Source organism: Mesotoga infera, from assembly GCF_900157305.1.
Taxonomy (GTDB): domain Bacteria; phylum Thermotogota; class Thermotogae; order Petrotogales; family Kosmotogaceae; genus Mesotoga; species Mesotoga infera.
In genome coordinates this window covers 22,115-47,115 of the sequence record NZ_LS974202.1, presented here as the reverse complement: position 1 = coordinate 47,115, position 25,001 = coordinate 22,115, and the positions used below count along the sequence as shown (strand labels likewise).

Below are 25,001 nucleotides of genomic sequence, written 5' to 3'. Positions count from 1 at the left end.
GGTGAGAAGATGAAGAATTCCGTTCTAGTCTTGTTGTTTTTGATGATAGTATCTCTGGCTTTGTCTAGTGTAGGGCTGGTTCTTTCCGGTGGCGGTGCCAAAGGTGGTTACGAAATTGGCGCCTGGAAGGCTCTGATAGATCTGGGCATAGAGATAGGTGGAGTCTATGGCACTTCTGTTGGCTCTCTGAACGCTGCGGCAGTTGCCCAGGGGGATTTTGAAAAGGCTCTGGAGGTATGGAGAGATATCTCCGAAAGCAAAGTGATGAGGCCAACGCAGGGGCAAAAAGCGTTGATAGATGCTTACGGTGGTTCAAATGACTGGAGTGTCGGTGAACTTTTCCAGGGAGCTATCGATATAATAAGAAAGGGTATAGACGTTTCACCTCTGAGAGAATTACTTGAGGAATTGATTTCAGAAAAGACAATCAGGGACTCTGGGGTAGATTTTGGACTTGTAACTTTCGATCTGACGGATCTGCGACCGGAAATGCTTTTCATAGAAGATATTCCTGATGGAAAGCTTATCGATTACATAATGGCCAGCGCTGATTTCCCAGGCTTTCAAACTGTTAAAGTAGATGGAAAGGCTTTCATAGACGGGGGGATCTATTCGAATCAACCGGTGGAGATGGCTCTTCAGAGAGGATTCAGAAACATCGTACTTGTCGATATAGGGCGAGTTGCATTGAGGGATAGGGTAGCCAGATTTCAGGCCTTCGTACAAGGAGCAAAAGTCACACACGTAATTCCGCGCATCATGTACGGTAGTACTCTCGACTTTGATCCCGAAAAGATACAACTTCAGATCGAAGAAGGTTATCTAGATACGCTAGCCGCTTTCGGCCTAGTAATAGGTGAATATACCTACATATTCGAAGATCGTGATGTTCTGGAGATAATGTTCGGCTCGCTTCCTATAGAAAAGCAACTTGAGGCGATCGAGTTTATAGGTGATCCTGTGAGATGGCCTTCCCCCGAAAGTTTTTACCGGGATTTCGTTGAGTCGCTTGAAAAGATCTACAAACTGCCAATGCCAACTCTGGTTCTACTGGATAACCTCGCCCGTCAGCTGAAAATTAACAATTTGATGCTATACAGTACCGGCGAGATACTTAAAGAGATTAAAGCCGCTCACGAGAGAGACGGGATAAAACCATCCAAGGAATCTTTGGTTCCGTACAGCAAGGCTCTCGAGTTTGTACTATATCTTTACGAGAATGCCCAGTTGCCGGAACTCCCAGAGAAGTTTTCTTTATTCAAATCCTCTTTCGACACTTTGAGTGACGTAAAGGAGTGATCGCTATGAAATGGATATTCCCAATCATAGTAATACTTTTGATTTTTTCAGGTTGTGTTCCGATGTCCCTACTTATGGGACCGGAGATCCAGCCCAAAGGAACCGTGAAACACGCCATCGGAATGGACTTGCTCGTCGGCTTCAACGAAGCTATCGTCGTCCCGTGGACTTTTCAGTACCTGGCAAGAATGGGCTTGACTGATTACGTAGAGGCCTCTTTTAGAGCGGCTTTACCTAGTATCTTCATAAACTCTCCTTCGATAACTCTCGAAGGAGGTGCCAAGTTCGGAATTCCTGGATTTTCAAACATAGCCCTTCTGGCGAGCGGTGGCTTCTTCTTTTTATCTAAGTCTGGCAACAACGAGACTCTGTTCGAACCTTATATAAGGATAGCGCCGATCGTAGGACTCAAGATTATGGACTGGATGATAGCGGCAAAACTCCAGCTCTTCGTGGCAAGTGAAGTCGGTTTTATTCCAGGTATCTCGGTGAACAACGGCCGGGTTTATTTCGATATCGATTTTCCACTGGTTGGAGGTACGACAATTCCAGATGGAGGATTAATAGGTATTGGCTATGCCTTCTAAGACAATATAAAAAGTTGGAGGTTGAAGAGGTTCGACTTCACTGTTTTGCAAACGCTCTCTTGCAACTTAAGAGATCATATTTTTACGTTTACGAAAAGCTCCTCTATGCTCTGACGTTTCCTTATAAGTTTTACTTCTTTACCATCTACGAGAATTTCTGCCGGAAGAGGCATCCCATTGTAATTGCTGGCCATTGAAAAACCATATGCCCCGGCGTTTTCGAAGACTATTGCACTGCCCGGTATAGGTATCTCCAATCTCCTGTCGCGGGCCAGTATATCTCCGCTTTCGCATAACGGCCCGACAACATCAGCGGTAACAGTCTTTCCAGTTCCATTTAGAACGCGTATCCTGTGATGTGCATCGTAAAGCACCGGTCTAATGAGAGTGTTCATACCTGCATCGGTGACTACAAAGACCTTATCTGAGTGTTTCACACTCACCACGCCGGCAACGAGGTATCCGGCCGGCCCTACTATAAAACGTCCCAATTCGCTGATTAATTTACCGTCGTAATCGGAAAAAAGTGCTGTAATTCCCGATTTCAGAGCTTCAATATCGAGTGAATCACCTGAATAATCTATTCCCCAGCCCCCACCAAGGTTAATGTATTTGAAACCGTACTTCTTCGCGCAGTCGAGAACTTTCGAGTAAGCATCTAAAAATGGAGCTACTTCGGTGATTTGAGAACCGATATGTACATGCAGACCATCTATCCTGTCTGCCACCCTGTCGATTTTTTCAATGGGAACACCGAATTTATGTGATTTCAGACCGGTAGATATGTGTGGATGGGTTCTGGCATCGACGTCGGGATTGACCCTGAGAAGCTTTATTATTTCTACTCCATCCCATAGAGGAAGCTCTTCAAAGGAATCGATAGATACATAGTTTATTCCCTTGTTTGTGAAATGCTCTCTCTCGGAGGAGCATTTCCCGTTCCCGTTCCATACGATCGTTTTCATTCCGGCCATTTTAGCCGCCAGGAGTTCTCCTTTGGAAACGACATCCGCTCCAACACCTTCCTGTGCCATTATCTTTAGAAGGGCAGGATTTCCATTGGCCTTGAGGGCAAAAACTATACCAGCGTTGAACCCTTTGAAGACCTCCCTGGCCCTACGTATTCTCTCCCTTATCTCCACAGCGTCGTACACGTAGAGCGGTGTACCGTAGTCGTTCGCCAGTTTCTGAAAATCGATCATCTCAACCTCCAAAATCTAATCTTTCAAGTATTTCATCTATTTCATCAATGGAGATATTTAGTGCAGGGAGCAATCTTATGCTACCTCCGGTGACGTTGAGCAGGACACCTCTATCGAAGGCCTTCTCCTTTATTCGGGCCGGATCGTGAGTTGAAAGTCCCAACATAAGGCCTCTTCCCCTTATCTCCTTCACCCATGCAAGCTTTTCTATTCCGAGGCGCAGGTGCTTTCCTTTTATTTTAACACCTTCGAGAAGAGTGGTATCCATTCTCTCCACCACGGACTTTCCGGCAGCCAGGCTCACGGGATTTGGTGCAAAGGTTGAACCATGGTCTCCTATAGCGAAGGGTCTCACACCACAAAAGATAGCAGCGCCGAGAGGAAGTCCACCGCCGACGGCCTTACCCACGGTAATTATATCGGCTCGCAGATCGTGATGTTGGTAGGCGAAAAAGTCCCCGGTCCTGCAAAGACCACTCTGTATTTCATCGGCGACTATCAAAAAACCGTACTTTTCCTTCATGCTGGAAATAGCTTCGATTAGTTCTTCAGGTAGAGGATAAACACCGCTGTTTCCCTGTACAGGTTCAACGAAAACGCCCGCGATTTCGTTGTTCCTGGCGAACTCCTCAAAAACCCTTCCAGAAAGCGGTAGAAAAATACTATCTGGAAGCAAAGGTTCAAAAGGTGTTCGAAGCTTCGGGCTGTGGGTAAGCGAAAGGGCCCCCATTGTCCTGCCGTGAAAGTTACCTTCGAAAGAAACGAGTTTTCCCCTTCTCAACTTCCTGATCGCTTTGATCGCCGCCTCCGTCGCCTCTGTACCCGAGTTGGTGAAGAAGACCTCCCCTTCTCCACAGCTCATATTAAGCAACATTTGGCTAAGTGATATGGCATCTTCATCGAGAAAATAGTTGGAAGTGTGAGAGAATCTTCCGATCTTTTCTTTTATGGCTTCAATCGTTTTTTCGTCAGTATGGCCGAAGGCGAGAACTCCTATACCGGCGAAGGTGTCAAGAAACTCACCCTTATCAGTCGATATCCTTACACCGTGAGCTCTTTCCACTTTAAGTGGAAGGGCGTCGTACACTCTCGAAAGCATGCAACTCACCCTATAGATCGAATTCGTCGAGCAATACTCTTAAAGCTTTGCTCGCATCGGTTCGGGGAACTAGCACAGATATCTTAATCTCCGAAGTCGTTGTTGCAATTATTCTAACACCGGCCTTCTGGAGCGAGGAGAAAAACCTGGCAGCAACCCCTGCACTCGATCTCATACCGACCCCCACAGTAGATACCTTCGCCACATTGTCGTCGAGTGTGAGTTCCCAACCATCGATATCTTTCAAGACACTCTCAATGGTCCTTCGAATAGCCGCCGGGTTGGCCGATAGAACGGTAAAGGTGAGGTGGGAGTGACCGTTCTCATTGACTACCGAAATCATATCAACATTGAAGCTGGCCTTCGCAACGGCGTTGAATATTCTGCTGAGTATATCTGTATCGCCGGGGAGATAATTGACGGTCACTTTTAGTTGGTTGGTATCTATTGTAGCACCCGTTACCACAGGCTGTTCGAGCCATTCTGGCAATTTCGCCACCACTCTGGTACCTCCTTCTTCACTGAAAGATGAGAGACAAATAAGCTCTACGTTGTATTTCTTGGCTATTTCCACAGAACGTGAATGAAGCACTTTCGCACCCAGAGCTGCGAGTTCGAGCATATCATCGTATGTTATATATTCCAGTTTTCTTGCTTTCTCATGCACTTTGGGATCGCACGTATATATTCCGGCAACATCGCTGTATATCTCGCATGGCACACAGGCTTTCGCCGCAATCGCCACGGCAGATGTGTCGGATCCACCTCTTCCAAGTGTCGTCAGATCGCCTTCCGGATTTATGCCCTGAAAACCTGTGACCACGAGAACGTCTCTGGCTTCGAGTTCAGAATAGATTTTATTGAGATTTATGTCGGCGATCCTGGCATTGCTGAACTCACCGAATGTGTTTATATTGAGTTGAAAAGCATTGTAGGAGATAGATCTGACACCAAGTTCCATCAGGGCGATACTAAGGAGAGCCGCTGAAACTTGCTCGCCGGTCGCTAGAAGCATATCGAGCTCACGTGGGCTGGGTTGAGACGATATTTTCCCAGCGAGAGCGATCAACTCGTTGGTAGTTTTACCCATGGCTGAAACTACCACGATCAGTTTATCACCATTCTTCACTCTCTTCTCTATTCTAGCAGCGACATTTTTTATTCTCTCTATATCGGCCACAGATGAACCACCGTACTTCTGAACTACCATCATTGTTGAATCTCCCTCAGTTCCTTAACGAGTTGTGTTTTACTCGCCGTTTTTTCGTCGAACTGCTTTATAACCCGCGCGGGTATGCCAGCAGCAACTGAAAATGGGGGAACATCCTTGGTAACAACCGCGCCAGCGGCCACAACCGAGTGTTCACCCACCGTCACGCCCTCGAGAACGACGGCATTGGCACCGATAAGAACCCCGTTGCCTATAACTACCGGCTTCGCACTTGGAGGCTCGATTACTCCTGCGAGAACCGCTCCAGCGCCGATATGACAGTTCTTACCGACTAGGGCACGTCCCCCAACCACGACGTTCATATCTATCATCGTTCCTTCTCCTATGACTGAACCGACATTTAACACTGCCCCCATCATGATTATCGCGTTCTTTCCGATCTCAACTAGATCGCGAATGATGGCACCTGGTTCTATCCTGGCCTCGTATTTCGTGAGGTCGGCAAGAGGAAGGGCGGAGTTCCTTGCCTTCACTTCAAGATGGTAGTTTGAAATGACTTCTTTGTTTCTCTCGAGAAAGGCTTTTATCTCTTTCAGGTCTCCGATAACTATCCCGAAGTCCTCTCCACCGACGTATGTCAGTTCATCAGATCCGATTCCATGGAGCTTTCCACTGATGTAACAAACCGCCGGTGTCTTCTTCTTCGACTGACTGATGAGTTTTATTATCGTTTCTGCGTCCATCTTAATACCTCCTCGAATGAATAGAAGCCATTTTTCGCGCTCACACAAAACTCGGCAGCTCTGAGGGCACCAATCGCGAAAACTCTTCGTGAAATCGCATGATGAGATATCTGTAAAACCTCTCCTTCGTTGGCAAAAAATATCGTGTGATCACCAGGTACGCCCCCGATACGCAGAGAATGTACAGGCACTTCTCTTCCGAGAGCTTCTTTAAGTATTATGGCTGTACCGGATGGGACATCCTTCTTTTTATTGTGGTGGGTCTCAATTATCTCCACATCCATTCCCTCGAAAAGAGAAGCCGATTCTCTGAGCAGTATTTTCAATATGTTGATTCCGGTCGAGAAGTTATAGCTCTGAACTACCGGAACATGGTTTGATAACTCTTTGATAGCCTTCATATCTTCTTCTGCAAGGGCTGTTGTGCCTATCACTAAGCCGGCACCGTATTGAGAACATAGCTGGAGAGTTGTTGCAAGTACAGACCTATTGGAAAAATCTACGAAAACGTTCGGCTCCCCACGTCTGAAAATACCGCTTTCATCTACTTCGAGAACCAGTTCATGAGCCGAAAAGACTTCTTTGATCTCGTGTCCCATTCTCCCGGAAGATCCCACAAGTCCGTATCTCATAACACCCCACTCGCCTTCATCGCTTCTTCAACTGCCTTTATGCCTTTTTCACTCAATTCCACAAGAGGCAACCTCAGCTCGTTTTCACAATATCCAAGAAGATGCACGGCGTATTTGACGGGTATGGGATTCGTTTCGACGAAGAGTGCGTTCATAAGTGGCAAGAGTCTCAGATGAAGTTCTCGCGCCTTTTCTAGATCTCCGGCCAGAACAGCCTTTATCATGGCTACTGTATCGGCAGGAGCAACATTGGAGAGTACCGATATAACACCGTCTCCTCCGCTGCAGCAGAGATGAAAGGCTTGATCGTCGTTGCCTGACCAGATTTTTAAAGCCAACCCTCTGGTTCTGACGTTCGAGATGAGATAATCGACCTGATACTGGTTTCCGCTTGCTTCCTTTATACCGACTATGTTATCAAACTCTGCACATCTTAGAACCGTCTCCGGAAGCATATTGACCCCTGTTCTTCCGGGGACGTTATAAATGATGATCGGACCACCCACACGTGTTGCCAGTTCACCGTAATGTCTGTAAAGGCCTTCCTGAGTTGGTTTGTTATAATAGGGCGTTACCACCAGTACACCATCGGCACCGTCATCGAAGACTCTCGAACTTAGTTCTCTTGTCTTTTGCGTTGAATTGGTACCCGTTCCAACTATCACGGGAACTTTCCCACCTGATTCCTCTATGGCAATCCTGATAAGTTCTTTTCGCTCGCTGTCCTTTACGCAGGGTGATTCACCAGTTGTGCCTAGAACGATAAGGGCTTCAACCCCACCATCGAGCTGAAATCTCAAAAACCTCCTGAAGGAATCGTAATCGACCTTTCCGTTCTTGAATGGTGTTACCAGAGCAGTTCCAGTTCCTCTGAACATTTCTCTACACCTCCTCCGAGATAGGCCTTTCCATCTTTGAAAGCAACTGTAAGCCAGCCCCCGTTTGCCTTCAATTCCACTCTCCTTAGACCTGTCCTTTTCGCATATATCCAGCTCACAGAAGTGGCACCGCTTCCACAGGCACCGGTTTCGGCTTCTACTCCGCGTTCGTATGTCCTTATACGCAACTTTCCCCTTTCGATGACCGAATAAACGTTCACGTTGGCATCGTAGAGATGTCTTAGAGGTACAAGGAGCTCCCAGTCAATCTTCTCCGTGTTGCCTTCTATTACTATATGGGGGACTCCCACGGTTATTATCTCTCCTGAGAACCCCTCCTCCTCGAAACTTCCGGTTAGGATCGGGTCAGGCATTCTAATGCTAACAATTCCTTGCGAGACTACTCCTTCGATCTCGCCGGCCATACTTTTGAAACTGATCCTATCCCTTCCCTCTTTTTCATGTATGAAAAATGCGTAAGTCCTTGCGCCGTTACCACAGAAGCTTGCTCTCAGACCATCGCGGTTGTAGAAATCCATGAAGCCCTTTTCGACGAAAATGACGCCGTCATTATTTCCAACGTTCTTAATCACGATGCTGTGTTTGGTCACATCATCAAGTCTTTCCTCTCTTGAATCGACAACTAGAAAGGTATTACCAGTGGCCGAATAATTGGCTCCTTTCATTCTATACACCTCCCGCATGCATCTTCAGAATTCTCACGGCGTTTGTGGCAGCACCCACCCTGATGTTGTCGGCCACGTTCCACAACAGAAAACGATGACTGTCAAATGATCTTATTCTTGAAACATAAACAAGATCCGATCCGGCTATCTCTGCCGGTGTGAACTTTTCATCGGTCAAAACGACATCTTCGCTCGCCCGAAGCTCTACCCTGAGGTCTTCAAGGTCGAAGGGTTTTTCGGTTTCGCAGAAAATCGCTTCGGAATGGCCATGCATAACCGGGACTCTCACTGTGGTCGGCCAGATGGATATTTTAGAGTCGCCCAGTATCTTTCTGGTTTCGTTGACCATCTTCATCTCCTCAACAGAAAAGGAGTTTTCGAGTATATCGCCTATAACAGGAACCACGTTCCTGTGGATTTTTCTTACAAATACCGCATGATCCTGTGATCCGGCTTCCTGTTTCTCCAGCTCGACAATCCCCCTGTTCCCGGCACCCGACACGGCCTGGTAGGTGGATACAACAACGATTCTCAAGCCGAATTTCCTGTGTATTTTATACAGTGACAAAACCATCTGTATAGTCGAGCAGTTAGGATTAGCTACTATTCCTCTGTAGTCTTTTAAAAGAAAACCATTGATTTCCGGAACCACAAGGGGGATACCTTCACTCTGCCTGAAGGCTGAAGAATTGTCTATAACAACCGCTCCGTAAGATGCGGCAATAGGAGCGAAAACTTTTGAAACGGAAGCCCCCGCTGAGAAAAGGACATAATCGTAATACGTTCGTAGAGAATCCTCTCTAAGCTCTCTAACCTCTACACTCTTTCCGGTAAATTTCATAAGACTCCCGGCACTTCGGCTAGAGGAGAAAAGGTCTATCCCATCAGGCTCAATCGATTCTTCTTCAAGCTTTTTAAGCATCATCCGGCCAACTTCGCCGGTGGCTCCAACGACTGCGAGTTTCATAGCCTCACCTCCAAAATAAAAAGTGTTCCCGAATGAGACCGGGAACACCTAATGGTTTGAAATAATCGCTTATTCCAAACCCACCGGCTCTCCACGGACTCCTCCGTGACAGTCATACGGATATTCTCCGTATGCCCAGGGCGACAGGATCTGGGGCTCCCATCCCCTTCGGCACCCTAGCCTTTCGATCCGCCCCGATTCCCTGATGGACGTCTACTCTTCACGGGTGCTCCTCCGTTGGGTTACTTTCGCTTGATTATAGCACGTGCTTTTCTGACTGGAATTTGATAATGAAAATATACAGTAAATTGTTCATTTTCTTTGTATCTTCGATTGACACCGTTTCTCTTGTAGTGAAGATAGTGGCTGCCTAGATCTTTTTTGAGAGGACAGGACTTAAGCTTCAAAAACGAACAAGGTGTCATCCCAGTGCCTTTTCGCAAATAGAGACGGAGATCCTCGAGTGAATCTTTACCAGCCCCTCGCCCTGAAGGTAATTAAGAATATCGAACAACTCGTATCTCATTAAGTTCAGTTCACCGGCAAGCGCGTCGATGATGACGAAAGCTTCTGTATCTCCTTGTGAGAGCTCTTTGATTTTCTCCATAACTCTATTCCGTATTTCTCTCTTTTCGGGGACTTCACACTCTTCACAAGTTAATATTCCCTTGTGGGTTATTCTTAGCATTCTGAAGGGTTTTACTTCTACGTAATCCTCTTCATTTAGAAATGCCAAAACCTTGCTGAACTCTTCGGGACAAAGACCACTTTCGGTGGCCAGGACATCCACGGGCAGATACCTCTTTTCTCGCCCTGAAACCTTCGCGTATATCTGATTAAGCAACCTTCTTTCTAAGTCATTCAAGATCACTTTTGATTCCCTCTTTCATTGTAGCGGCCGACCGGAGCTAAATAGACCACAAATTCGTCCTCTCCGTCAAGGTTTAAAAGCTTGTCTATCTTATCTTGATTGTAAGCACCAATTGCACACGTTCCTAAACCTAAAGCCTCACAGGCGATGTAAAGATTCTGGCACACATGACCCGCATCAATAAGGATCACTTTATAGGAGTGAAGGTTGTATCTCCATTCAGTTCTATACGGAACCACAGACCAGATGAACGTCACGGCAGAATTGCCGACGAAGTGTTGTTTGAGACTGGCCTCGTCCATCTCATCGGTGAAATTTCCCGCTTTCAATAGGTTCAACGAGTGCTTCGATGCTACGTAACGGTAGATTCCCTTTTCCATTTCCGAGACTCTATTGATATAAAGATATGTTTCGAAAGGATGCCGGGCTCCGGCCGAAGGTACCGTTCTCAGAGTCGCGTAATTGTTTGCCATTATCTCCTTAATCCCCTGACTGGCCCACAAAAGATACGAAAGTTCTCCGGGAGTCATTGCTTCATCCGTGAAGACCCTGCGACTTCTTCTATCATATATTATCGATGTAATATCTTTTTTCTTGAAAGTTACCGAAAACGGTTCTGGAAGGGGTAACAGGCCTTCTTCAATGAAAGGTTTTTCAAGAGCCGGTTGAGGTTTTCCCAGCTGCTGATCGGATATCCGGGAATTGCCAGATTCCTCGTCCCATATTCTGTTGCTTATGAAGTATCTTCCCTGATCTCTTGTGAACATTCAAACCCTCCCTTGTTATCTACTATAACCCAAGTTTAGCACGCTATTGTGTGTAAAGAACTCGAGGTTCAGCGGACTTGGTAAAGCCGTTCCCTCTTAGTAGATGTTATATCGGTATATTTACGAACTTATAAGAGGAAAGCAAAGGTAGATGACTATTTCGACACTCTCTGCTCGACAAGTGATACCGAAGCTATACATATTTAAGAGGTCACATACGTGTTCGGAGACAGGGTAGCCTTCAAATCCAAGCGAACAGCTAAACCTGTTAAGAACAATCAGGTTTGCAAGAGACTTTTAATGTGCAACAAAAGTATTTTTGGAACCACTAGACACCCATAACCGACATAAGAGTCGTCTATATAGAAGGTTAAAGACTCTGTAATCCGATCAGTCGTGGATCGTCTTTGGAGGCGTGTATTTCATCCCGATGTTCCAGGCCTTTCCGAGGTGAATTCCCAACGACCAGTAAGAATTATCGTAAACTGAGAAGGTTGCGGGATTTATCTTCTTTATGTCGGGTAGACCATTGACTATGCAGAATTCCGAGCAATAGCTCTGTACAACTTCCCCTATGAAAGTCTCATGTGTACCTCCAAAATCGAAGACATCTACAAGCTTACATTCCATATTTAATGGTGCCTCTTCGATCATGGGGGCGTTCTTAAGTTCCCCATAAAAGGTTTTGAAAAGTTCCGACTTATCGGTAGTCTTACCCGAATAGATACCCATAAAATCGACGCCTCTGAGCATATCCATGGAAGGAACATTTATACTGAACGATTCGAATTCCCTTATATTTTTGCAGCTGAAACGTGTTTTAGCAAGAGTGATCTGTATCATTGGAGGCTGAACTTCAACAACTCCACAGAAAGCTACCGTTGTATAGTTGGGCCTGTCTTCTGTCATACTTCCCACTACTACCAAAGGCATTGGATATATGTAGATTCCGGCACCTATTCTGTCCTTCAAAGCAATCACCCATCTCCCATGAAACTATACTTCTCTGATAAATAATTCTACACGATTATTTCCAGTAAATACAACTCTAACCTTCAAAGTAGTAGCCCGGCTTATCGGCCAGATCCATTGTATAATTCCACTGTGATGAAATGAAAGGGAGGGAATGATTTGTCGAGTGTTTACGAAGATGTTGTATGGGTTGATTTCGATCTGCTGGAACACTTCATGGTAGATGTCTTTAAAGGCGTTGGTGTGCCCGAGGAAGATGCGAAAATCTGCGCTAACGTTCTCATAACCTCCGATAAAAGAGGGATAGATTCTCACGGAATCGGCAGGCTAAAACCGATCTACATAGATAGAATTCGTGAAGGCATACAGAAACCGGTTACGGAATTTGAGATAGTCAAAGAAAGTCCAACAACGGCTGTTGTGGACGGTCATGATGGTATGGGCCATGTGATCGCTTATAGATCGATGAAAATAGCCATAGAAAAAGCCAGAAAATTCGGGATGGGTATGGTGGCAGTCAGAAATTCGACCCATTATGGTATAGCCGGTTACTACCCACTCATGGCGATCGAAGAGGGCATGATCGGTATAACCGGCACTAACGCCCGGCCCTCCATCGCCCCGACGTTCGGTGTGGAAAATATGCTCGGTACCAATCCACTGACATTTGGAATGCCCACTGATGAAGAATTCCCCTTCTTGCTCGACTGCGCCACATCAGTTGCACAGAGGGGAAAGATAGAGGTTTACGGGAGGGCCGGTAAGGAGATACCTGAAGGCTGGGTGATAGGTTCAGATGGAAAGACTAGGACGGATACACAACAGATACTTATCGATCTCAACACGGGTGGAGCGGCTCTGGTTCCATTGGGCGGCATAGGCGAAGAGACAGCTGGTTACAAAGGCTATGGATACGCAACAGTGGTCGAGATCCTGTCGGCGGCCCTTCAAGGAGGGAGTTTCCTCAAAATGCTTACTGGTATAGGTGATAGGGGTGAGAAGAAACCGATTAGGATAGGTCATTTCTTCATAGCTATAAACATTGAAGTCTTTACATCGCTCGAAGAATTCAAAAAGACTACGGGCGACATACTGAGAGAATTGAGAGCCTCCAGGAAAGCATTCGGGCAGGAGAGAATATACACGGCTGGCGAGAAAGAGTATCTTGCCTGGCTCGAAAGAAAGGACCGCGGAGCTCCCCTCAACGATGTTCTGAGGAAGCAACTGGTTCAGCTCAGAAATGAATTGAAGTTGGACAATTACAAGTTCGTCTGGGAATAGAAGTGGAGGTGATGGAGTCTCAAAAGAGACTCTTATATATGAAGATTGGAGTTGTTGGTTTTGGAGCCGCGGCCATAGGCTTCGTTAGCGAGGTAATGAACAGCAATCACGAAATACATATTCTGGAGAGATCGAAGGATATCTATAGTTCAAGTATTAGCGGCATTCGCTCGGATGGAAAGATCTTTGTATCGAGCACAATGGGTGGTGAACTTGAGATTCCCATATCTATACAGAGGGAGGTTGTCGATTTTTACATTGGCAAGCTGAATGAGGAGGACAAGAAGAGTGTAAGAACCGGAGTGTCCTTCGACAGCAAATCCGAGTTCTTCGAGAATTTTTACGCGAAGGGTTTCGAACCCGTGAATTCCATGTTCTGGCATATCGGAACTGACAAGCTCGGCTCGGTCCTTACGAGAATATATGATGAGTTCTCGCAAAAGAGGAACATACACTTCCATTTCAACTCCAGAGTCGAAGATATAGACTTTTCCGACAACAGAGTTATACTTAGGGGAAGAGATTTCGAGGCGGATTTCGATTATGTAGTCGTGGCTGTCGGCAGGAGCGGCCACAGCCTGATCAAAGGAGTAACCTCGAAATACCCGGAAATCGTTGCCTCAAGCAACACCGTGGACATCGGCGTGAGGTTTGAATTGCCAGACCATCTAGTAGAGGAGATAAACAAAGAGATGTACGAGTTCAAAGTCCGGCTGAAAACCAGAACGGGTTATACGGTTCGAACTTTCTGCAACAACCCTTCGGGAAAAGTGGTACTGGAGAACTATGACGATTTCGTCACTGTGAACGGCCATTCTAATTCCGATGGAAGCTCAGTAAACACGAACTTCGCAATTCTTTGCACTACTAGATTCACTGAACCCTTTCACGATCCTATTGGATACGGCTCGTATATCAGCCGGCTGAGTAACATTCTCGCCGGTGGTCGTAAGGTGATTCTACAGACTTACGAAGATTTCATGCAAACCAAGCGGACCAAAAGACTGGGAAGGGTAAAGCCGACCCTCCCGGAAAGCGATTTCATACTCGGAGATATAAACCTTGTACTTCCGAGGAGAATTTCTGTCTCCATCACGGAGTTTATAGAAAAGCTCAGTGAAGTTATCCCGGGAGTAGCATACCCAGATAACTTGATGTATGCGGTCGAAGTGAAGTTCTACTCCAACAAGATCGATAACGATCGTTATGGAAATCTCAAATTCATCGGCGACTGCAGTGGGCACACCAGATCGATTACATATGCCACCGGACACGGAAGACTTCTAGGAAGTTCGCTTAAATAAAGGTTTTAGCTGACAGCGGTGAGGTTAACAAAAATCATTGGGATCGATCGCTCCCAATTGTTTGGGACAATTTCAGCGGTAAGCCCGCGAGATTATTTGCGTGTAGAATTGACAAAGCTCTTACCTCATAGGGGTTCATTATGAGTGTTCGACCACCTTTAGCTTCTCCAGAGAGTTTCTTCCATCAAGATATTGATCAGGAACGTCTCCCTATCCTTATCTTACGCTCTTTTCTTTGTTCTCTAGTATATTCTGAGGAAGAACCATTTCCGGTTAATGTAGACATTAAACTTCTCGCCTCTGCCCCTTGGGCTCAGTTTTGTGTTTTGCGACCGGCCTTACCATGCTCCAGGATCGAAGTTCGGGCGAGATTTCGATTTCCTTTACGACGGTGAAGCCGAAGGATTCGTAGAAGCCCAGGTTTGAAGGGTTCTGGGTTTCGAGATAACAGGGGAGGGCTTTCGAGTCTGCTTCATGCGTAAAAAGGCCCATGAGTCGCCCGCCGACGCCCTTTCCCTGAGAAGCGGGCGAAACGGCGATAAAGATCAGGTGAAGGTGATGTTCTTTGATGCATTCTTTGTGAACCTTCGAGACCCCCCTGCCGACCTTCATAAGGCGGCCGAGCGAACACGCCGGAAACGTGAGCATTTTCAACGCCCCGCCTCTGATCCAGGCGCTCATTCCCGGGTCCTCTTCAGAGTCGATCCACAGAATCATTCCGTTCTTCCCGGGCGAATCGAAGTAAACCTGTCCTTTAGTCGAATAGACCTTGAACATGACTCCGTAGATCTTACTCACGTATTGCTTTGCCTTCTCGCTTGCTACGTATTTGACCATCGGGTCGGCGGTGAACGCTTCGGCCAGAATTTCTATTGCTCTTGGGTGTTCTCCTGGGGAAATCTTTATCGGTTCTATAATGCTCTCACCCTTTCCTACTTGCCACTATGCACGGCAAAAGGTTGGATTGTCAATAAATAGATTTATAATCTCAGGCAACACTCGAGCGCCGCCCAGAATACACGCTCTTTGTGACTGGAAGCTTCCGGATGAAATCTTCTGTCCCACTCGTCACCGCTCACATCGTCTCCCGAGGAGAGCAGCTGGCCAAAGACGACATCTCTGAACCGGGAGACGGCCATGAGCGCCGAAGCCTCCATTTCGACCGTTATGCAACCTTCATCGATTCTTCTTTTAACTATCTTCTTCGTCTCTCTGTAAAAGGCGTCGGTTGTCCAGGTCTTTCCCTTTATGTATGGTATGGATAACCCTCTCAATGTTGATTCGATGATCTCGATCACATAAGGATCGGCGTATATCTCTCTAGAGGGCGCCACGTAATGGAAGGAGGTCCCCTCGTCCCTGATGGCTGATTCCACCACGATGATCTCGCCTCTTGGAATCTCTCTCTTCAACACCCCGCACGAGCCGCAGGCTAACGTCTTCTTAACACCCAGTGCTATCAGCTCGTCATAAAAGCCCGCCGCAGAGGGAGCCCCGAGCCCCGGATTCAAAAGCGCCACCCGTTCTCCTTTGTACTCAATCCCGTAGACCGGAAACAGACCCACTTCGCTTCTTCTGTTCACGATCTTCTCGAGAAGCCCTCTCTCGTTCAGGCTGTCGATTACATCCTGATAGAAGATGACTACCGCCCTTTCGGGCATGTCGGGGATCGGCGAGATGACCTTCGTCGGTTCTATGATTGCGGGCCTTTCATAATCATGCTCGTGAATGGGTAAACTCTTCTCCATGGCTGCCTCCCTTGCAACGATTCTAGCAGTGAAGAAGAAGTGATTATGCTTCGGCAGATAGACGCTTTTGTAACCGATCTAACATCGGTAATAAAGACACCGTATCCAATAAATAAGCGAAGAAAGGAATAAGGCGAAAGAAAAGGGACTCAACTCCATATAGAATGTTTTTTGTGTGAAAAACAAAACGAAAGGAGAGAGTCCCGAAGAAATGATAACACCAAAGGACATAAGAAAAGTGAAAGAAGCGGTGAGAGAGACAATACCTGCGTATAAACGGGTTAAGGGAAGGCTCATGATATGCCCCCAAAAGTGAGACAAGTATAAAGAGAAAGAGTTGCATAAAGAGTGTCTCAATAGTGATGATTCACTGTGAATCATCACTCGCGAATCAGTAACTGAGAATATGGAATCTGATCGGTGTTTCATAAGCGATGCTCGAATGTGGTCTTTGACAATTATACTCTTTGATCCAGCCATAGATAGCCTGCTTAATCTCTTTCAAGGGCATTAGGTTGAGATCGAGCATTCTGAGGCATTCATCCTCGAATCTGGCGTTGAATGACTCGCTGAAGCCATTCTGTTGTGGCTTGCCCTTCTCTATGAATTCATGCCTTATCCTGGCATTGGAGAGGAACCTGTTAAGTCTCCACTCTTTGAACTCGGAGCCATTGTCAGTTCTGAAGATTCTTGGTCTTGAATAGAGGGCTATTGACTTTTCAATGACCAGCAACACTCTGGATGCGGGGATGGAGAAATCTACCAGTGTTCCAACGACGAGCCTTGTGAAATCGTCGATCACAATAAGGATTCTGAGCTTTCTACCTCTCAGGTACAACTCAAGGAAGTCAGCGGACCATACATGAGCCGGATACTCTGGAGTGGCGAGATGTATAGGTTTGCTGCACTTGAGCTTTCTCGAGGCTTTGACTGGTTTCTGCAGAGAGAGCTGTGAGTAGATCCTGTAGACCTTCTTGTGATTGACCTTAATGCCTTCTCTCTTGAGGAGAACGTGAATCCTTCTGTAACCATATTCCGGGTGTTCGTAAGCGATCGCCGCCATTGTGGATGATAATGGATCTATCTTTGAAGGGGCCAGCAACCTGTAGAGCTTAGCCCTGGATATTGAGAAGCCTTCACAGATGATCCTGGCTGGCAAACCGAACTCCTTCAAGAACATCACCGCATCTCTCAAGACTCGTTTTTTTTAATGAACTCCCTGAGAGCCTGGTTTTCCAGCTCCTTCTCAACTACAAGCTTTCTTAGGGATTCGTTCTCCTCCTTGAGGACAGCCATTTCTTTTGCCTGATTTGAAGATAGACCGCTGTAGTTGTCTTGCCAGCGATAGTATGTGCTTGTGCATATGTTGTACTTTCTGCAAACGGCAGTCACTGAGGTCATCTTTGCTTCCGAGAGGATCTGGATTATTTTCTCGATTGAGTACTTTTTCCCTTTCATTTTGGTTCGCCTCCCTTAGTAAGTCTATCATTTACTTTGTCTCGTTTTAGGGGAGCAGACCACTCAGAGAATACCCGAAGATCGAGAAAGAAGGATTCGAGCTTCAAGGAGAAGCATCGCAGACATATTAAAAGCGATGGAAGATAGAGAGGCTCTTCCAGAAAATGAAGGAGGTGTTCAGTGTGGAGATTCCCAAAAAGGGTGGCAGAGATGATCTCCTGTCCAGAGTAACGGCACTATTTCTAACGGTTGTTACTCTTGCCTTCTCGAAGTTCGTGCTTAATGACCCTATTCTAGATTACCTCAATTGTTGCCGATTTGTTCATTGGATACGGTGCAAAAATACCGATAAGATTACGGAAGGAGCGTTAGGAGATGTCCCTTATTCCTTATCCAGACTTTGTACGTTTTTGTCCGGCTGGTTCTCTGGTCTTCACATTACGTTATGACCGCCGTTCAAAACCCTGTGAAAGTTGGTGTCAACACTTGCCCGCATTTTGAACTATGCCATGCGGCAAAATATAAGACACGCCGCTTCGAAGTTTTATCGATAAGGTAGACGCGACGGTAACGCTGGCATAGTTTTGCTAAAATTGTGAAGAGAAAAATTAAAAATAGTCGCCGACGCTCTTTTCAATCAAGAAGCTAGGCGCGTGCAGTGTTTCAAGAGAGGCTCCTTATCTCAACTTATGCACTTCGAGTTAACAAAGCGAGGAAGAAGGAAGTGGATAGAAGAGTCGCTAGCGGAAGAGCTTCGAGCTAATTGGAAGAAGTAATCGAATTTGATCAGTTCAAGGAAATCCCTGAGAGAGACCTGGTCTTTGACAGAGCGATAGAAGTTGGCGATCATCCATGTAGTGAAGGCAAGCTGGACAAGCTCTACATGCTTCTGAAAACTGGTAGAGGAGAAGACCTGAGCCTTGAGACCGAAGTTCTGCTTGACTGCTTTGAAGTAGGTCTCGATGTAGTTTCTCTTCCTATAATGCTCAAGGATCTCCCAATCGGTCAGAGAAGTATCGCTTGAGAGGATGATTCTGTTCTCTTGGTCTGTGTTATGAAAGACAAGCTTGACAGTGGCATTGTTGTATTTGGGTATCTTCACAATGATAGAAGAGAGACCGCGAGTTTTGTCTCTCAATTTGGACAGATGGAGCTTGCGCCCCTGAAAGATAACATTCAGTACAGGATTGAGTCTTCCGATTACTGTGAAACCCATTTCCATAGCCTTCAGAAATATCTCCGAGCAGAGTATTCCTCCATCCATCATGAGGATAGTATCTTTGAAGGGGATTCTCTCGAGCATTCGAATGAACTGGTCTGTGAGATTCTCTTCGTCTCTCAAAGAGGAGAAGAGAGGGAAGTAGAGTTTATCTTTCACCCAGCCTATAGCGCTCAAGAGAGAGACTCCACTCACGATTCTATTCTCTATGGTTGAGTAGAAGCTCCCGAGATTCTCGATTCTCTTTCCTCTCCTCTTCATGACAGTCTCGTCCAGAATGATGTACTTGAACTCGAGAAAATTCTCCTGGAGGAATCTAGAGATGTAATCTACTCTCGCGTATGAAAGGTCTCTTGTGGAGAGTGACTGAGAGCTCAACATTCTCGAGATGGATGACTGAGAAGAAGAACAGAAGGGGGCCAGTCTGCTGGTGTTCTTATGAGCGGACAGGAAGAGGGCACAGGAATACCCTTCAACAAACCTTCTCTGCTCTATACGTAGGAAGCGAACTGAACCGATGACATCCGAGATAATCTGTGATATATTCGTTGTGGGCATGAAATCATCCTTTCGTAAGGTTTCGTCACCACGAATATACGATGATTTCATGCCTTTTTCAATGACCCTGTCCTATTTCCTTCTTTTGGTTAAGTCAAAATGCATAAGTTGAGTTATGTTTTCAAAAGAGATTGGCATCACTTCAAGTGTCGATGAGAGAAGATGGGATCTATGAAGAGTAGAAAAGATGTTTCTATCAAAAATTCAATTAGGATCATGTTCATACTGACGCTGGTTTTATCGATAGGCGGCATCGGATACCTGATTTTCAATAGATGGTTATCCTCGGCAGAAAAAATGGCTGAGAATATTGTAGAGACTGTTGGAGAAGGCATCTACAGCAGAGTCGTCTCTTTCATGCAAGAGCCTGTCCATATCAACGATGTCAATCGAAAGATCATTGAGAACGGAATTCTCGACCTGTCCGATGAAGAGCTCAGGGACAAGTTTTTCGTCGGAGTTTTGAGCTCTCAGCGAGAGGAGATATACAGCTTCAGCTACGGCACGGAAAACGGGGAATACTACGGAGCCCGCAGAAACGAGAACGGCGTTATCGAAATAATGAGGAACAACACTTCTACCGGGGGCAATTCCTGGTACTATTCGGTGAACGAAGACCTGACGGCGGGCGAGCGAGTCGTCGTGGCCGGAAAATTCGACCCGCGGACGCGCGCGTGGTACAAAGCCGCGCAGAAAGAGGCAGGCCCCGCCTTCTCACCCATCTACAAACATTTCGTGATGAACGATCTCACCATTTCTGCCGCATGGCCCGTTTACGACAGAGATGGCAACCTGCGCGGCGTAATGGGAACGCATATGCTCCTTTCAAGCGTCGGAGCCTTTCTCAGGGATACCATGGACGATTATAACGGTTACGCGATTCTTTTCGAAAAAGACACGGGCGCGCTAATCGCCAATTCGATGGGGATCGACAACTTTTCCGTCCTTCCCGACGGTGTATTGAAAAGAACTACCATAAGTGAAATGGAAGACCGGGATATTCAACAAGAGTACGCTCAATACTCAACGAGCAGGGAATCCGTCTTTGCTTACCGCGGCGGGAAGGAGAAGTTTTTTGTCAACGCGCGCGAGATTCAGATGCCTGGCATCGACTGGATATTGTTATCTGCGGTCCCCGAAGGGCTTTACATGAACAGTGTGGTCGCAAGCGTTTATCTGACAGCCCTTCTCGTGGCCTTTGCCCTGGCTGTATCGTTTGTCGCTTATCATATGATCATTGGCAGGCTAATCAGGCCCATAGAGGAGCTCTTCGATGTCTCCGCTGCGCTGTCTTCGGGGGATTTATCGAGGCGTGTAGAAATAGTAAGAAACGACGAAATAGGAAGCATATCGGAAAGCCTGAACAGGGTTGCGGACAAGATGCAGTTTCTCATAAACAACCTGGAAGACAGTGTAAAGGAGAGAACAGAGCAACTCCACAGCGCAAACGCGGCGCTGGAAGAAAATAAAAATCAGCTCCAGCTAATTCTGAACTCAACCGCAGAAGGGATCTACGGAATCGATATGGATGGAAAATGCACCTTCTGTAATATCAGCAGTATCAGAATGCTGGGATACAACAGTCAGGAGGAATTGTTGGGAAAGAATATGCACCTGCAGATTCATCACAGCCATCGTGACGGAAGACCCTTTCCAATCGACGAGTGCAGGATTTTCATGTCGATCGGACAGGGCAAAGGGTTCGAAGCCGCCAACGAGGTTTTCTGGAGGGCCGACGGTACCTGTTTCGATGTGGAGTACCGTTCGTATCCTCAAATAAAAAACGGCGAGGTCGTCGGTGGAGTCATCACTTTTACGGATATAACCGACCGTAAAAAGAGAGAGGCGGAAATCGAATACCTTAGCTGTCATGACGCGTTGACAGGTCTTTACAACAGAAGTTGTTTCGAGAGCAACCGCGATAAAATAGACATTCCCGACAATCTACCGCTTTCTGTGATCTTCGCAGATATAAATGGTCTGAAGATGACAAACGATGTGTTCGGTCATGTCGCTGGAGACGAACTTATAAAAAAGTCGGCCGATATTCTCAGGCAATCCTGCAGAAATGGCGATGTAATAGCACGCGTCGGCGGCGATGAATTCGTGATACTTCTGCCGAAAACAGATAAAGGAGAGGTCGAAAAAGTTCTCTCGCTAATCAAGACCGGTTTTTCGAACGCCCGTATTGAAGCGATAAAATGTAGTGTTTCGCTCGGCGTAGACACGAAAACGAGCAGCCATCAGTCGCTGGAAGAAATGATGGCCAACGCGGAAAATATGATGTACAAGGACAAGACCATCAATCGTAAATCGGCTAACAGAGATATCATCGACACGATTATCGAGACTTTGCATTCAAAGTACCCAAGGGAAAAGCAGCATTCACTGTCCGTCAGCCAATTATGCGGAGAGCTAGGAATTACACTGAATCTCTCAAAGACTGAGATCAACGTGCTCAAGCGGGCCGGTTATTTGCACGATATAGGTAAAATAGTACTCGAAGAAAGTCTGCTGTCAAAAGATAATTTGAAGTCTTTGACCGAGGAAGAGCGGGAAAAAGTTAGGCAGCATCCTATTGTAGGATACCGTATCTTGAATCTCTTCGATGAAACGCTGGATCTCGCCGAATACGCCTACAGCCACCACGAAAGATGGGATGGTAAAGGCTATCCGAGAGGACTTGAAGGCGAGCAGATTCCGTTGATAGCGAGGATCATATCGATAGCGGAGACCTATGATCGTGTACTTAACCGGGGAGACGGTCCCTTCGACGAAAGAAAGAAAATGGCCGTTAAGGTCATAAAGGAAAGCGCCGGAAAGCAATTCGACCCGAATCTCGCAGGGCTTTTTGTTCAGACAATTGACAAGAGCGCTTGAGCCGACTGTACGGCAGTCACCAGACCGAAGATAACAGTCTAGCGGGGTTGGCCGTTCCGGTATTCGCGGTCGCCATCTCTACCGAAAAAAACTTCCCATTCATCGTAGATGGCCCTCAGTTCTTCATCAAGGAAAGTCAGCGCCTTCGCACCGATATAAGCTGGCACGCCGTAGTACGCATGTGCGATCGCACCGGTTATTGCGCCGATCGTATCGCTATCGCCACCGAGAGATATCGAAGTGCGAATAGCATCCTCGAACGAATCAGATTCAAGAAAACATTCAATGGCCTGAGGCACTGTTTCTTGGCAGATCTCGTTGAACCTGTACGAAGATCTAATCCCGTCGATTGTGAAATCGAGTGGGTAGTAACTTTTCGAGATCCTGTCGCGTATTTCTCCTTTCGAAAAACCCTGACGCGCCAAAAAGATGGCGATGACGGTCGCCTCCGCCCCTTTGATGCCTTCCCTGTGGTTGTGCGTAACGGAGGTTATCGTTTCGGAAAGGCTCACCGCTTCGGCTTCCGTTCGGGCGATAAATCCGGCCGGGCTGATACGCATGGCCGCTCCATTGCCGAAGCTGTTGTACGGCTTTGGGTTGTCGCTGAACATCCAGCGTGCAAACATTCCGCCGTAACCGCAATCGGGATATTTTCGCCCAATTTCCCGCATGTATCTGATCGTCAATTCACCCAGCAGCCGGTGGTAATTGTCGTCCAGTCTGTAGTCGTTTATCGACGTATCGACGCTCCTTTCCGTTTCTATCAAAGCCTTTGCAACTGCGAGTGTCATCACGCTGTCGTCGGTGGCAAAGCAGCCCCTGGCGAACAGTTCGAAATCCCTGTCTCGGTAGTTATCGAACTCGAATCTAGATCCCACGATATCGCCAACGATCGCCCCCAACATGGTTTTCACACCGTCTCTTCTCTACCCTGGCGATTCATCCTGAGCAGGTGACTTCTTATCGCTTCAAGCCTTTCGGACATGCGGGGAAAGGTTTTGTACCGCGCTGCGATCGAAGATAGATCGCTGAGGTCGATCCACTTTAACTCCGAGATGGTGTAGTAGTTTCCGTTCACGTCTTCCGGTTCCGAGCCGGGTGATGGATCCGAACCGTCATATATGAAGTGGAACATCTTAGCCGAGTAATACAATCCATCCTCCGGCAGCTCGATTTCTGCAATCATACCCGCAGGCTCGATATCCAGGCAGGTTTCTTCGAGAACCTCTCTCTTCACCGCCGCTTCGTCGGATTCCCCGGCAACCTTTCCACCGCCAGGAAGCAGCCATTCGTCGGGCCGGCCGTCGTTTCCACTATGCTTTATAATAAGCACCTTCTCTCCATCCGTGATTACACCTTCCACCCTGTAAGACCTCTCTACTACTCTTTCAAGGATCGCTCTTCTGGCTCTGGCCGTGTCAGCGTCTCCATTCTCCTGCGGGAGTTTTGCCGAGAGTAGTGCCATCTTCTGCAGAGCTTCTCTCAGCGAGTCGAAATTCAGTCCCGCGAAGCATTCGGAGAAACTCCTGTACTCATCCTCGTTCATGAATTTCTCTAGAAGCCTCGGCGAATACAGATGGTCGGTTTTCCCGTGCACCAGCGAAAAAAGCCTGGCGAGATAGTGTAAATTCATGCTGTGCAGCGTGCTCGCCCTGAAAAGATCCTTTCTACTGAGAACGTTCCACTCCATGATGATTCCGTTGGCCAGTTCGAGGAAATTCTGCTTGAACGAGGCCTTTTTATCCAGTACAGGTTTGATCTGGCATAACTGCTCGATCTTCTTTCTGAATGCCCCGGATTTATCAACGAGCACGGTTCTCTCCGGGTCGCCGGGGAGTACAACCCCCTTCCAGCTATCGAGTATGGTAATTTCACTTTCGAAGTGAAAGTGGAACTCCCCTCTGACGAAAAACTTGGTGAAAACCGCAGTCTTTACTCCATGGGAGTTGGTGAAATAAAACTCCACAGGAGCGACCTCCCTCAACCATAGCTCGTCATCGAAATCGGACGCCGAGTCGTCTCTTATGAAAAAGTAAAACTCTATGTCGGAAAACCTGTCGAAGTCCTCTCGCGTGTATGAACCGTAAGAAACAACCGAGACGATTCTCTCGTCTTCTCTGGCTGCATCGACGATTTTGCGCAAAATATGAATATTCTTGGGGTTATCCGACAGCCTGTAGAACCTGTCCTGTTGCATTTCCATTCCTTCACTTCCCTTCAAGCTTCGTTCGAACCAGTGCCTCGGTTGCATCTTTTGATATAAAAGATAATATCACGCCTTTTGTATGCACTGAAAAGCTTCTGCTGAGAACAATGGTGGGTACGGGTAAAGGGTGTGAGTTGTTATTGAGGACCGAGAAAGAGGCTCTTCCGGGAAATAAAAGAGGTGTTCAGTGTGGAAACTCCTAAAAAGGGTGACAGAGATGATCTCTTGTCCAGAGTAACGGCACTATTTCTAACGTTTTTTTCTTGCTTTCTCGAAGTTTGTGTTCAACGATACTTTTCCGGATTACCTCAATTGTTGCCGATTTGTTTATTGGGTACCGTAAAAAATGGTGCAGCTTTACCATGTATCGCATTATCTACCCTCCAACAGGAAAGCGATGTAAAAATCTTCTTTTCCTTGACAGTCCACTTTTTACATTCCAAATGAAAACATAAATCTTACAGGAAACATCA

Annotated in this window: 24 protein-coding genes and 1 riboswitch; of the genes, 6 read left to right on the top strand and 18 right to left on the bottom strand. The window is 46.8% G+C overall.

The features are described from left to right. The first annotated feature begins 9 nt into the window (after window positions 1-9). Both MESINF_RS00210 and MESINF_RS00205 read left to right on the top strand, forming a co-directional pair. Entirely contained in the window at window positions 10-1,299 is a 1,290-nt protein-coding gene (locus MESINF_RS00210; protein WP_169697960.1) for a patatin-like phospholipase family protein, read from the top strand. 5 nt (window positions 1,300-1,304) lie between these two features. Next, window positions 1,305-1,886: a hypothetical protein gene (locus MESINF_RS00205; protein ID WP_169697959.1), complete on the top strand. Its 582-nt coding sequence runs from the start codon at window positions 1,305-1,307 to the stop codon at window positions 1,884-1,886. 74 nt (window positions 1,887-1,960) lie between these two features. Here the strand turns inward: MESINF_RS00205 and lysA are convergent, their stop codons facing one another. From lysA to MESINF_RS00150, 11 genes are all read right to left on the bottom strand, one after another. Further along, entirely contained in the window at window positions 1,961-3,088 is a 1,128-nt protein-coding gene (gene lysA / locus MESINF_RS00200) for a diaminopimelate decarboxylase (RefSeq protein WP_169697958.1), read from the bottom strand. A gap of 1 nt (window position 3,089) precedes the next feature. After that, a complete protein-coding gene (locus MESINF_RS00195) occupies window positions 3,090-4,187 on the bottom strand; it encodes an aspartate aminotransferase family protein (protein ID WP_169697957.1) in 1,098 nt (365 codons plus the stop codon). A gap of 10 nt (window positions 4,188-4,197) precedes the next feature. Beyond that, on the bottom strand, window positions 4,198-5,397 hold the full coding sequence (locus tag MESINF_RS00190; protein ID WP_169700720.1) for an aspartate kinase: 1,200 nt from the start codon (window positions 5,395-5,397) through the stop codon (window positions 4,198-4,200). Further along, window positions 5,397-6,101, bottom strand: coding sequence for a 2,3,4,5-tetrahydropyridine-2,6-dicarboxylate N-acetyltransferase (gene dapD / locus MESINF_RS00185; protein WP_169697956.1), 705 nt, complete (start codon window positions 6,099-6,101; stop codon window positions 5,397-5,399). Before dapD ends, MESINF_RS00190 begins: the two co-directional genes overlap by 1 nt. After that, on the bottom strand, window positions 6,083-6,733 hold the full coding sequence (locus MESINF_RS00180; RefSeq protein ID WP_169697955.1) for a 4-hydroxy-tetrahydrodipicolinate reductase: 651 nt from the start codon (window positions 6,731-6,733) through the stop codon (window positions 6,083-6,085). Before MESINF_RS00180 ends, dapD begins: the two co-directional genes overlap by 19 nt. Then, on the bottom strand, window positions 6,730-7,611 hold the full coding sequence (gene dapA, locus MESINF_RS00175; protein WP_169697954.1) for a 4-hydroxy-tetrahydrodipicolinate synthase: 882 nt from the start codon (window positions 7,609-7,611) through the stop codon (window positions 6,730-6,732). The genes MESINF_RS00180 and dapA overlap by 4 nt, the downstream gene beginning before the upstream one ends. Further along, window positions 7,581-8,297, bottom strand: a complete 717-nt coding sequence (locus MESINF_RS00170) for a diaminopimelate epimerase (RefSeq protein WP_169697953.1) — start codon at window positions 8,295-8,297, stop codon at window positions 7,581-7,583. Before MESINF_RS00170 ends, dapA begins: the two co-directional genes overlap by 31 nt. A gap of 1 nt (window position 8,298) precedes the next feature. Continuing rightward, entirely contained in the window at window positions 8,299-9,264 is a 966-nt protein-coding gene (locus MESINF_RS00165; protein WP_169697952.1) for an aspartate-semialdehyde dehydrogenase, read from the bottom strand. A 76-nt stretch (window positions 9,265-9,340) separates the two neighbouring features. Then, window positions 9,341-9,509, bottom strand: a riboswitch (Lysine riboswitch). Between the two features lie 176 nt (window positions 9,510-9,685). Beyond that, the gene (locus MESINF_RS13600) at window positions 9,686-10,129 is read right to left on the bottom strand and encodes a hypothetical protein (protein WP_231936786.1); all 444 of its coding nucleotides are present in this window, start codon (window positions 10,127-10,129) and stop codon (window positions 9,686-9,688) included. Between the two features lie 2 nt (window positions 10,130-10,131). Then, window positions 10,132-10,902 (bottom strand): SagB/ThcOx family dehydrogenase, encoded by a 771-nt coding sequence (locus MESINF_RS00155; RefSeq protein WP_169697951.1) that lies wholly within the window; start codon window positions 10,900-10,902, stop codon window positions 10,132-10,134. Between the two features lie 390 nt (window positions 10,903-11,292). Then, window positions 11,293-11,874, bottom strand: a complete 582-nt coding sequence (locus MESINF_RS00150) for a flavin reductase family protein (protein WP_408631260.1) — start codon at window positions 11,872-11,874, stop codon at window positions 11,293-11,295. A 216-nt stretch (window positions 11,875-12,090) separates the two neighbouring features. On the opposite strand from MESINF_RS00150, the gene MESINF_RS00145 reads away from it, so the two are divergent. Both MESINF_RS00145 and MESINF_RS00140 read left to right on the top strand, forming a co-directional pair. Next, window positions 12,091-13,155, top strand: a complete 1,065-nt coding sequence (locus tag MESINF_RS00145) for an Ldh family oxidoreductase (RefSeq protein WP_408631283.1) — start codon at window positions 12,091-12,093, stop codon at window positions 13,153-13,155. 38 nt (window positions 13,156-13,193) lie between these two features. Further along, window positions 13,194-14,459 (top strand): NAD(P)/FAD-dependent oxidoreductase, encoded by a 1,266-nt coding sequence (locus tag MESINF_RS00140; protein ID WP_169697949.1) that lies wholly within the window; start codon window positions 13,194-13,196, stop codon window positions 14,457-14,459. A 285-nt stretch (window positions 14,460-14,744) separates the two neighbouring features. On the opposite strand, the gene MESINF_RS00135 is transcribed toward MESINF_RS00140, so the two are convergent. Both MESINF_RS00135 and MESINF_RS00130 read right to left on the bottom strand, forming a co-directional pair. Then, entirely contained in the window at window positions 14,745-15,296 is a 552-nt protein-coding gene (locus MESINF_RS00135) for a GNAT family N-acetyltransferase (RefSeq protein ID WP_231936784.1), read from the bottom strand. 143 nt (window positions 15,297-15,439) lie between these two features. Beyond that, window positions 15,440-16,207 (bottom strand): nucleoside phosphorylase, encoded by a 768-nt coding sequence (locus MESINF_RS00130; protein ID WP_169697948.1) that lies wholly within the window; start codon window positions 16,205-16,207, stop codon window positions 15,440-15,442. A gap of 175 nt (window positions 16,208-16,382) precedes the next feature. Between MESINF_RS00130 and MESINF_RS00125 the strand changes: the two genes are divergently transcribed. Beyond that, complete coding sequence (locus MESINF_RS00125; protein WP_169697947.1) at window positions 16,383-16,523, top strand: hypothetical protein; 141 nt, start codon at window positions 16,383-16,385, stop codon at window positions 16,521-16,523. A gap of 75 nt (window positions 16,524-16,598) precedes the next feature. Here MESINF_RS00125 and MESINF_RS00120 read toward each other — a convergent pair whose 3' ends face one another. The 3 genes from MESINF_RS00120 to MESINF_RS00110 form a co-directional block, all read right to left on the bottom strand. Continuing rightward, complete coding sequence (locus tag MESINF_RS00120; protein WP_169697946.1) at window positions 16,599-17,387, bottom strand: IS3 family transposase; 789 nt, start codon at window positions 17,385-17,387, stop codon at window positions 16,599-16,601. An 11-nt stretch (window positions 17,388-17,398) separates the two neighbouring features. Continuing rightward, window positions 17,399-17,665: a transposase gene (locus MESINF_RS00115; protein WP_169697945.1), complete on the bottom strand. Its 267-nt coding sequence runs from the start codon at window positions 17,663-17,665 to the stop codon at window positions 17,399-17,401. 682 nt (window positions 17,666-18,347) lie between these two features. Beyond that, window positions 18,348-19,442 (bottom strand): transposase, encoded by a 1,095-nt coding sequence (locus tag MESINF_RS00110; protein ID WP_169697944.1) that lies wholly within the window; start codon window positions 19,440-19,442, stop codon window positions 18,348-18,350. Between the two features lie 171 nt (window positions 19,443-19,613). Between MESINF_RS00110 and MESINF_RS00105 the strand changes: the two genes are divergently transcribed. Beyond that, a complete protein-coding gene (locus MESINF_RS00105) occupies window positions 19,614-22,322 on the top strand; it encodes an HD domain-containing phosphohydrolase (protein WP_169697943.1) in 2,709 nt (902 codons plus the stop codon). A 38-nt stretch (window positions 22,323-22,360) separates the two neighbouring features. On the opposite strand, the gene MESINF_RS00100 is transcribed toward MESINF_RS00105, so the two are convergent. Further along, complete coding sequence (locus MESINF_RS00100; protein WP_169700713.1) at window positions 22,361-23,227, bottom strand: ADP-ribosylglycohydrolase family protein; 867 nt, start codon at window positions 23,225-23,227, stop codon at window positions 22,361-22,363. Window positions 23,228-23,232: 5 nt separating this feature from the next. Beyond that, the gene (locus tag MESINF_RS00095) at window positions 23,233-24,525 is read right to left on the bottom strand and encodes an NUDIX domain-containing protein (protein WP_169697942.1); all 1,293 of its coding nucleotides are present in this window, start codon (window positions 24,523-24,525) and stop codon (window positions 23,233-23,235) included. Window positions 24,526-25,001: the final 476 nt, after the last annotated feature.

Coding starts and splice junctions, on each gene's coding strand:
- MESINF_RS00170 (WP_169697953.1), bottom strand. CDS start 8,297: ATGAAAGGAGCCAATTATTCGGCCACTGGTAATACCTTTCTAGTTGTC.
- MESINF_RS00165 (WP_169697952.1), bottom strand. CDS start 9,264: ATGAAACTCGCAGTCGTTGGAGCCACCGGCGAAGTTGGCCGGATGATG.
- MESINF_RS00110 (WP_169697944.1), bottom strand. CDS start 19,442: ATGCCCACAACGAATATATCACAGATTATCTCGGATGTCATCGGTTCA.
- MESINF_RS00195 (WP_169697957.1), bottom strand. CDS start 4,187: ATGCTTTCGAGAGTGTACGACGCCCTTCCACTTAAAGTGGAAAGAGCT.
- MESINF_RS00140 (WP_169697949.1), top strand. CDS start 13,194: ATGAAGATTGGAGTTGTTGGTTTTGGAGCCGCGGCCATAGGCTTCGTT.
- MESINF_RS00135 (WP_231936784.1), bottom strand. CDS start 15,296: ATGGTCAAATACGTAGCAAGCGAGAAGGCAAAGCAATACGTGAGTAAG.
- MESINF_RS00205 (WP_169697959.1), top strand. CDS start 1,305: ATGAAATGGATATTCCCAATCATAGTAATACTTTTGATTTTTTCAGGT.
- MESINF_RS00145 (WP_408631283.1), top strand. CDS start 12,091: ATGGTAGATGTCTTTAAAGGCGTTGGTGTGCCCGAGGAAGATGCGAAA.
- MESINF_RS00120 (WP_169697946.1), bottom strand. CDS start 17,387: ATGTTCTTGAAGGAGTTCGGTTTGCCAGCCAGGATCATCTGTGAAGGC.
- MESINF_RS00155 (WP_169697951.1), bottom strand. CDS start 10,902: ATGTTCACAAGAGATCAGGGAAGATACTTCATAAGCAACAGAATATGG.
- MESINF_RS00190 (WP_169700720.1), bottom strand. CDS start 5,397: ATGGTAGTTCAGAAGTACGGTGGTTCATCTGTGGCCGATATAGAGAGA.
- MESINF_RS00210 (WP_169697960.1), top strand. CDS start 10: ATGAAGAATTCCGTTCTAGTCTTGTTGTTTTTGATGATAGTATCTCTG.
- lysA (WP_169697958.1), bottom strand. CDS start 3,088: ATGATCGATTTTCAGAAACTGGCGAACGACTACGGTACACCGCTCTAC.
- MESINF_RS00105 (WP_169697943.1), top strand. CDS start 19,614: ATGAAGAGTAGAAAAGATGTTTCTATCAAAAATTCAATTAGGATCATG.
- MESINF_RS00095 (WP_169697942.1), bottom strand. CDS start 24,525: ATGGAAATGCAACAGGACAGGTTCTACAGGCTGTCGGATAACCCCAAG.
- MESINF_RS00100 (WP_169700713.1), bottom strand. CDS start 23,227: ATGTTGGGGGCGATCGTTGGCGATATCGTGGGATCTAGATTCGAGTTC.
- MESINF_RS00180 (WP_169697955.1), bottom strand. CDS start 6,733: ATGAGATACGGACTTGTGGGATCTTCCGGGAGAATGGGACACGAGATC.
- MESINF_RS00115 (WP_169697945.1), bottom strand. CDS start 17,665: ATGAAAGGGAAAAAGTACTCAATCGAGAAAATAATCCAGATCCTCTCG.
- dapD (WP_169697956.1), bottom strand. CDS start 6,101: ATGGACGCAGAAACGATAATAAAACTCATCAGTCAGTCGAAGAAGAAG.
- MESINF_RS00130 (WP_169697948.1), bottom strand. CDS start 16,207: ATGGAGAAGAGTTTACCCATTCACGAGCATGATTATGAAAGGCCCGCA.
- dapA (WP_169697954.1), bottom strand. CDS start 7,611: ATGTTCAGAGGAACTGGAACTGCTCTGGTAACACCATTCAAGAACGGA.